The 5166-nt window shown below is 72.7% G+C and carries 5 protein-coding genes; all 5 read right to left on the bottom strand.

Annotated features, from left to right (window positions below; translation table 11 throughout):
- Nucleotides 1–170: 170 nt before the first annotated feature.
- Complete coding sequence (locus C1I98_RS34700; protein ID WP_158558302.1) at nt 171–1037, bottom strand: DUF4132 domain-containing protein; 867 nt, start codon at nt 1035–1037, stop codon at nt 171–173.
- Nucleotides 1038–1094: 57 nt separating this feature from the next.
- The gene (locus C1I98_RS34695) at nt 1095–1835 is read right to left on the bottom strand and encodes a lysophospholipid acyltransferase family protein (RefSeq protein WP_111171551.1); all 741 of its coding nucleotides are present in this window, start codon (nt 1833–1835) and stop codon (nt 1095–1097) included.
- A gap of 61 nt (nt 1836–1896) precedes the next feature.
- On the bottom strand, nt 1897–3057 hold the full coding sequence (locus tag C1I98_RS34690) for a cytochrome P450 (protein WP_111171550.1): 1161 nt from the start codon (nt 3055–3057) through the stop codon (nt 1897–1899).
- 191 nt (nt 3058–3248) lie between these two features.
- The gene (locus tag C1I98_RS34685; RefSeq protein ID WP_233508436.1) at nt 3249–3773 is read right to left on the bottom strand and encodes a GNAT family N-acetyltransferase; all 525 of its coding nucleotides are present in this window, start codon (nt 3771–3773) and stop codon (nt 3249–3251) included.
- A 97-nt stretch (nt 3774–3870) separates the two neighbouring features.
- Nucleotides 3871–5166, bottom strand: a 1296-nt coding sequence (locus C1I98_RS34680; protein WP_111171548.1) for a thiamine pyrophosphate-binding protein, incomplete at its 5' end; no start/stop codon positions are given.

Raw genomic sequence — 5166 nt, 5'->3', positions numbered from 1 at the left:
CCACACCCCCGCCCGTCCGAGGCTCGTGCCGTGTGGCCGGTGGAGGTGGGGTGAAGCCGAGCGTGGCCATTTCGTGGTCTATGGCCGGCTCGTCGGCTTGTGTCGTAGGTATGACGACGACTCGGCCGGCGCCGAGGTTCGGGTGGTGGTACGTGCGGGCTCTGGGCGGGTCAGTCGGCATCGCTCACCCGGCCCGCGTGCAGGAGTTCGGCCATGCGCAGTCCTTCCGACCAGGCGATGGGCCCGACGCGGGGCAGTGGGATGGGCTCGCCGGGGTCGCCGGTCCAGATCAGTTCGCCGGTCCAGGCCGCGGCCTCGGGCGGGCCCGCGCCGAGCCAGAACCAGGCCCGCACCCACTTCCCGCCCTCGGCGACCGCGCAGGTGGCGTACCCGCCGGACAGGGCGAACCCGAGCCGGGCCGCGCGCCCCGCGGCCTGGCGGAGTTCGGCGAATCCGGCGTCGGCGTAGGCGTGGCAGGCCGTCCCGGTCACATCGTCCGGCTTGCCGTGCAGGGTGCGGGCGAGCTGCGGTACGCCCTGGATGAGGCCCAGCTTGGCGGCCAGTTCGCGGGCTCCGGCGAGGTCGCCGAGGGTGAGCGGGTGGGCGATCCGCAACTCGGCGCCGGGCGCGACGCAGCGGGATTCGCCGTCCAGGCTCACCGTGCCGATCCGGCCGGCGTCGTCGATCCCGGTGAGCAGCGCCGCCCGGTCGCCCACCGCCACCACCAGGCCGGTGAGCGCGTCCCGCCAGGCGGGGTCGGGCCACAGCTCGCGCATCAGGCCGGCGGGCACGGGCCGCGCGCCGAGCATCCACCGCTCCACCTCGGCGCGGCAGCCGGCCGCGTGCCGCTGGAGGTGATCGCGCAACGCGGTCAGCTCCTCGGCGGCCCGGCTCTCCCTGACCGCCTTGGGCACCGCCTTGCGCGGCCTGCCGTCGCCGTCGCGGCAGATCAGCCGGTCGCCGTCCAGCGCCAGCTCATGACCGGCGGTGGCGGGGACCCATACGTGCTCGTCGCCTGTCCCGGGGGCATGCGGCATGCCGCACATCCTGTCACGCGAGCACCATGGGTAACAGGGATCACCCCTGTCGCACGCTCAGTCGCCGGACTTGGCGGCCTCCGCCTCGTCCATCGCGGCGGCCTCCTCCGGGGTGGGCGCGCTGCCGCCGAGGTGGCGGGGCTGCCACCAGACCCCTGCCGGAATCTCCGGGTAGGTGCGCTGGGCGCGGTCGAGGAGTTCGGTCAGCCGGGCGCTCAGCTCGCCGGTACGGGCCGCCATGTCGTCGCCGCGCTTGGGGTGGATGGGCTCGCCGACCAGGATCGTGATGGGGACGTGCCGCTGCAGCAGGTTGCGCGGACGGCCCTTGGTCCACAGCCGCTGGGTGCCCCACAGCCCGACCGGGATCATCGGCACGCCGGTGGCCGCGGCCATCCTGATCGCGCCGTTCTTGATCTCCTTGACCGTGAACGACCTGCTGATCGTGCCCTCGGCGAACACCCCGACGACCTCGCCCGCCTTGAGCGCGCGCAGCGAGGCCGCGTAGGAGCCCGCGCCCGCCGCGCGATCGACCGGGATGTGGTGCATGCCGCGCATCAGCGGTCCGGAGATCCGGTGGTCGAAGACCTCTTTCTTGGCCAGGAACCGGACCAGCCGCCGCGACCGGCGGGCCCCCATGCCGGCGAAGATGAAGTCGAGATAGCTGATGTGGTTGCTCACCAGCACCGCGCCGCCCTGCCGGGGCACATGGTCCGCGCCCTCTATGTGCAGCTTGAGGTCGAGGGCGCGGAACAGGGTCATCGCCGTCAAGATGACCGGCGGATACACGATCTCCGACATGGAGTTACCGTAACCTACGGCAACGTATCCGCGGGCACACGGCCCGGCGGCGTGAGCAGGGTCAGCGGGGTGTCACCGTGGTCGGCAGGGTGGTGAAGCCCCGGACGTTGCCCATGTGGGAGCGGCGCAGCCCGGAGGGGTCGATCTCGTAGTCCGCGACGGCGGCGACCAGCTCCTCCAGGGCGATCCGCGCCTCCATGCGGCCGAGGCTCGCGCCCATGCAGTAGTGCCGGCCGCCGCTGAAGCTCACCAGGTCGGTGGTGTCCCTGCTCAGGTCGTAGCGGTCAGGGTCGGGAAAGACGCGCGGGTCGCGGTTGGCCGCGGCGATGATGAGCCACATGCGCGACCCGGCGGAGACGCGCGTGCCGTGCAGTTCGGTGTCCTCGGTCAGCAGGCGGGCGACGCCGACCGCGGGCGGGTCGTAGCGCAGGCTCTCCTCGATCCAGCCGGGCACGTCACCGCCGAAGGCGATCTTCCGCTGATCGGGGTGCCGCCAGGCCCAGTACCAGGCGTGGCCGAGCAGGTTGGTGGTGGTCTCGCTGCCGGCCGCCAGCAGGACGAACAGGATCGGCACGATCTGCTCGTCGGGCAGGCTCGCGGTGAGCACCGAGATCATGTCGTCGGCGGGCTCGGCCCGGCGGCGCGCGATCAGCCCGCTGTAGTACTCCAGCAGCGCGGCCCCCGCCGCCGGGCCTTCGGCGGTGACCTCCTGGGTGCCGTCCTCGCGGTGCAGCGAGCGGGCGGCCAGCCTGCGCACCTCGTCGCGGTCGGACTCCGGCACGCCGACCAGCTCGGAGACGACGTCGAGGGGCACGCGGGCGGCGAAGCCCTCGATGAAGTCGAACGTGCCGCGCTCCAGCGCCTCCGCGAGGTGGTGGCGGGCGATCTCACGGACGCGCGGCTCCATGGCGGCGACGCGGCGGGCGGTGAAGCCCCGGGAGACCGGCGTGCGCAGCTCCGTGTGCCTGGGCGGGTCCATCGCGACGAAGGACAGCGCCGCCGAGGCGTCGGGGCCCCACGGCGGGCGGTCCAGCAGCGGGCCGTGTGAACTGGAGTAGCGGGCGTGGTCGGCCAGCGCCGCCGTCACGTCGGCGTGCCTGCTCAGCGCCCAGAAGTCGTCCTCTTCGTTGTGGTAGAGGGGCGCTTCGTCCAGGAGCCTGGCATAGGCCGGAAACGGGTCGTCATGGATCGCGTAATCGAACGGGCTGTACTTTACCCCCATGTGCACTACTCCCTAGCGAAAAGCGCATCGACCAGGCGAGCCTAACCGGGCATCTCTAGAGATGCGATACTTGACAGGCCGGCTGACCACATGATGTCAAATCGACCCGGGGGCGGCGAGGCCCGGCCGGAGCCCCTCCCCGGCCGGGGCTCCGGGGCCCGCCGCCCGCCGAACCGGATGACATGGTCTCCTCACCCGGCCGTATTCCATTCTTCACGAAGAATGGAATAGAGGATCTGGTCGTGCCATTCTCCCATCCGCCACTGCGCCCGGCGGATGACCCCTTCACGCTGGAATCCGATTTTCTCGAGCACGCGCTGCTCGGCGAGGTTCTTCACGTCCGTGCCCGCTTGGATGCGGTGTACGGGCGTGTGCGCGAACAGATAGCCGACGAGGTCGCGCTGGGCGGCGGTCCCGATGCCCTTGCCGCGGAACGCCGAAATGATCAGAATGCCGAACTCCCAGCTCCACGAGGTGGCCCGCGGGCCCCAGAAGCGCTTGTTCCAGCTCACCCAGCCGGCGAAGGCGCCGTCGGCCTCGACGATCAGCCCGCCGTCGTCGGGGCCCAGGTAGCCGCCGGCCGCGACCTTCTCCCTGATGTGCTGAAGGTTGCGGTGGCCGAACCACTGGAGTTCGCCGGTGCCTTCCGGCGAGGAGAGGACCTCTTCCATACGCGCCACATCCGATTCCCGCAGCGGACGTAGTTCGACGTTCATCAAGATGGATTCACTCCTTGTCGAAACGACACGGCCCGGCGGGTCGCCGCCCGCCGGGCCTTGGGGGGTTTCCGCGATTTCAGCGGCTTCAGCGGTTTCAGTGGCCGCGGAACGCCTCCTCCAGCCACCATGCCGCCGGGCCTGAGGCGATCTTCGCGTGGACGAGCAGCGGGCGGTCGCGCGGGCCCGTCACCCATTCGGCCACGGCGGCGAGGTCGGCCGGCTCGCGTACGGTGACCCCCGCGCAGCCGTGGCCGCGGGCGATGGCGGCCAGGTCGGCGGGCGGGAAGGTCACGGTGTCGAGCGGGTGGCCCTCGGGGCCGAAGTGGTGCACTTCCGCGCCGTACGCCTCGTCGTCGTAGACGACGATCACCATCGGCAGGCCGAGGCGCACCACCGTCTCCAGCTCCGAAAGGCCCATCAGCGCGCCGCCGTCGCCGAGCGCCGCGACCGGCAGCCGGTGCGGCTGGGCCAGGGCCGCCCCGATCGCCGTGGCGAGGCCCAGGCCGACGGCCTGGAACGCCTGGGTGAAGCAGAATCCCCGCTCGTCCGGCACCGAAAGGTACATCGACGGATAGCCCATGAAATTTCCTGAATCAACGGCGACCACCCGTTCCCGGGGCAGCACGTCGTCCAGTTCCATCGTCAGGGTCCGCGGGTCGATCCGCCCGTCGCCAAGGGCGTCCTTGTACGGCACGTCGCGCCAGCGGATCTCCCGCTCGATCCGCTCGGCCAGCCCCGGCGACCGGTACCCGGGCCGCGCCCCCGGCATGCGGGCGGCGGCGAGCGTCGCGGTCTCGCGGACGTCGCCCACGACGCCGAGATCGACGCCGCGGTGCCGGCCGATCGCGGCCCGCTCGATGTCCACCTGGACGACCGTCGTGCGGGGGCCGATCAGCGCGCCGTGCCGGGTGGTCCACATGTTCAGGCCGCAGCCCCAGGACACCAGCAGGTCGGCGCCGCGGATCAGTTCGGCGGCGAGGGGTGAGGCGAAGCCGCCGCTGACGTCGAGGTCCCACGGGTCGCCCCGGAACAGGCCCTTGGCCACCGCGGACGTGGCCAGCAGCGCCCCGGCCCGGCCGGCCAGCGCGACCAGGGCGTCGCGGGCGTGCCGCGCGCCCCGCCCGGCTACGAACACCGGGCGGCGCGCCGCGGCCAGCGCGTCCACCAGCGCGGCGACCTGGTCCGGGCACGGCGGTGCTTCGTCGGGCGGAGGGCCGGGCGCCGGTGACGCGGCCTGCCGTACGGGCAGCGCCTGGACGTCCAGCGGCAGGTTGAGCAGCACCGTACGGCGGTCGCGCAGCGCCAGGCGGGCGGCCCGCGCCGCGTCGGCCACCGCCGACTCCGCCGACCGGACCCGCACCGCGACCGCCCCCACCGCCGCCACCATGGC

Origin of the sequence: Spongiactinospora gelatinilytica (genome assembly GCF_003236385.1) — a bacterium.
Taxonomy (GTDB): domain Bacteria; phylum Actinomycetota; class Actinomycetes; order Streptosporangiales; family Streptosporangiaceae; genus Spongiactinospora; species Spongiactinospora gelatinilytica.
Note: the sequence above shows the minus strand (reverse complement) of the source record. Positions and strands in the feature narration are given on the sequence as shown.